Here is a 3,293-nt window from a genome sequence, read left to right as displayed (position 1 = left end):
TTCCGGAATAATCAAAATGTTTAAGCATGAGTGATTCAGAAAAATTTACAGAACAAACGCAAAAAACGACCTAAAGGATTAACGTTAGGTCGTCATTTCGACAGTGTTTGCATATTTTTCACAATGATTTGTGGCTTACCTTGCCGCCATTCCACAGTGCCTTCGATCTCTAAAACATGCTGTTCTTTAATGACAAGATTGTGAGAAGCATAGTCTTTCGGAAATACCGTACATGAAATATCTGACGTCTCATCCTGCACGGTTACAAATGCCATCGACTCACCTTTTTTAGTGCGTATTCTTCGGATTTCTTCAATCATGCCGACAATGACCACTGCCCGACCATTACGTGCATATTTGATTTCTTGAATAGGAGTTGCATTAATGTTCATTTCTTTCTTCAATCTTTCTACCGGGTGATTGGACATATACAACCCAAGCGTTTCCCTTTCAAACTGAAGTTTCAGCATTTCCGGCATGTCCGAGTTCTTCACATACTTGGGCTTGCCGAATGTCGTGACGTCTCCATCAAATAAATCCTGTTCTGCTTTCGGTCTGACGAGTTCCGCGTATTGTACTGCCGCATCAAGAGTTGCAAGCAGTGTCGCTCGATCGTGACCGAAGCCATCAAGAGCACCCGCTTTAATTAAAGGCTCTATTTGTTTACGTGAAAACTGCTCTGCCGATAAACTGACGGCAAGTTCGAAAATGTCTTGCCACAGTGGATGCGCTTGTTTTCGTTTTTGCAACAAGTCCCGTAAAAAGATATTGGAAACTCCTTTAACGGCAGACAATCCAAATCGAATCGCACCATTTTCCACTTGGAACGTCAACCCGCTTCTATGTATGGACGGAGGAAGTAGAGTAATATTATGCTGTTTGACTTCTTGAATTAAGCGCATGATTTTTTCATGATTACCCATTGATGCTGTCAATAACGATGCGTAAAAGTAAGCAGGATATTGAACTTTTAAATAGGCCATCTGATAGGAAATCATGCTATATGCTACTGCATGACTTTTCGGAAATCCATAATCTGCAAATCTGACAATCAGATCATACACTTCATTTGCTTCTCGCTCAGTAAATTGATTTTTCTGCGCCCGTTCTACAAACTGTTGGCGCTGCTCATCCAATACCTGTCGATTTTTCTTACTTACTGCGCGTCTTAAAATATCGGATTCGCCAAATGTAAATCCAGCCATTTTCGAAGAAATTTGCATGATCTGTTCCTGATAAACAATTACCCCATGCGTTTCTTTCAATATTGGCTCAAGCATCGGGTGGACATATGTCGTCTTCTCTTCCCGGTGTTTTCTGCGTTTATACGTTGGAATATTATCCATTGGACCTGGACGATACAGGGCGTTGACTGCCACAATATCCAGGAAATGAGTCGGCCGGATGTCACGCAGGGCTTGTCTCATTCCATCTGATTCCAATTGGAAAACCCCGGTCGTATCCCCCTGTTGAAGGAGCTTGAACGTTCCTTCGTGATGAAGCGGGATTTTTTCGAAATCAAGCCACTTATGTTGATCGAACCAGATCATGGTACGGATTCTCTCTAAAATGGTTAAGTTTCTTAATCCGAGAAAATCCATTTTGAGCAACCCACTCTGTTCCACTTCTTTCATTGGCCATTGGGTTAAATAAATGCCGTCTTGTCCTGCTTCAATCGGCAGTAGTTCTACCAATGGAACAGGTGATAAGACAACTCCTGCCGCATGAGTGGATGCGTTTCTCGGCAAGCCTTCGAGCTCCATAACGGTGTCAAACCATTTTTGATGGGTACGGTCCATGTCAATCCATTTTTTCAGGTTTTCAGAGCTGTTCACTGCCTCTTCAAATGAAATGCCGGGTTTATTCGGCAGTTGTTTGGATATCATCTCCAGAACAGAACTATCAAATCCAAAGACACGTGCCACGTCTCTGGCCGCCGCTTTTGCCGACAAAGTTCCATATGTTACGATTTGGGCCACGTGGGTATGTMCATATTTTTCAGCGACATACTGGATGACTTCATGTCTTCGGTGATCGGCAAAATCGATATCAATGTCCGGCATTGTGATTCGTTCAGGATTCAGGAAACGTTCAAATAATAAGCCGAATTGAAGAGGATCGACGTGTGTAATGAATAACGAATACGCAACGAGGGAACTAGCAGATGATCCACGACCGGGACCAGTCAATATTTGCTTGTTTTTCGCATACTCCATAAAGTCTGCCACAATTAAAAAATAATCTGCATAGCCCATTTGATTAATTACATTCAGTTCCATTTCGAGACGCTCTTTATATGACTCATCAAATGTTGCCAAACGCTGACTAAGGCCGGTCATACATTTTTCACGCAAAACATCCTGTGTCGACACATTTTCAGATACCGGGAATTTTGGCATATGGTATTGATCAGTGACAATTTCAACAAAACAGCTGTTTAGTAGTCGTTCTGCTTCTTCCAGCCACTCTGGCTGATCGGCAAACCATTCGATCCATTGTTCTCGGGTTGGCAAATAGTGATGCTCGTGCTTTGGTTTCACTCGCTGTGCGTCACTAAGCTTCACACCGTTCGCAATGGCTTGAGCCACTTCATACGCAAAGGCATCACTTGGAGAAACATAATTTGCCTGATGAGTTGCAATTAATGGGATTTGTCTTTCGATACAATTTCCAACCATTTCATTTTCACTGTCAGCAATACGTCCGCCTGGTCGTTCTATTCCACCCAGCAGACCAGAACCTAAGCAATCCTTTAAGGCATCCAATATGGATTCAACAGTTTCTAGCACTGCGATTTTGGAAAGCGGTACAACTACAAAACAGTCTTCTTTATAAGCACGGAGCCATTTTAATGGCAGTGCAGAAAGTGCTTTGACTTCTAGTGCGCTACTGATTTTCAATAAGTTCTGATAGCCCAGGTTGGTCTTGGCATACAGTTGGACTTCAACAAGTGTCTCGTCAGTCAGTTCAATAAGACAAGTTAAACCGATTACTGGATGTAAACCGGCTTTCTTGACAGCTTGATAAAATGGCATCACACCGTATAACCGTCTATTGGTAATGGCTACCGAAGACGCCTGTTGTTTTTGAAGGAAAGGAATCAATGCTTCCAAGCGAATCGTGCTATTAAGTAAATCTGCAGATGTCCCTACTTGTGGATACACTGGATACATTGGTCCTTCCCCCTTTCAACTTACTCACATAATTTGTTTAGTTTGGCAATTACTTCATCAGCAACTTTCCAGGAATAGACGGATGCTCCTGAAGCAAGCGGATGCCCACCGCCACCATAC

General features: G+C 42.7%; 1 protein-coding gene and 1 pseudogene. Both read right to left on the bottom strand.

The features are described 5' to 3' along the window. Positions 1-92: 92 nt before the first annotated feature. On the bottom strand, positions 93-3,173 hold the full coding sequence (gene dnaE / locus AC1DSB_RS16750; protein ID WP_477587162.1) for a DNA polymerase III subunit alpha: 3,081 nt from the start codon (positions 3,171-3,173) through the stop codon (positions 93-95). A 20-nt stretch (positions 3,174-3,193) separates the two neighbouring features. Next, a pseudogene (locus tag AC1DSB_RS16745) lies at positions 3,194-3,293 on the bottom strand (bifunctional oligoribonuclease/PAP phosphatase NrnA); the annotation flags it as partial.

It is taken from the genome of Paenisporosarcina sp. P4_E4_2 (assembly GCF_056401595.1).
The sequence above is the reverse complement of the archived record's forward strand: the minus strand, read 5'-3'. Positions and strand labels throughout refer to the sequence as shown.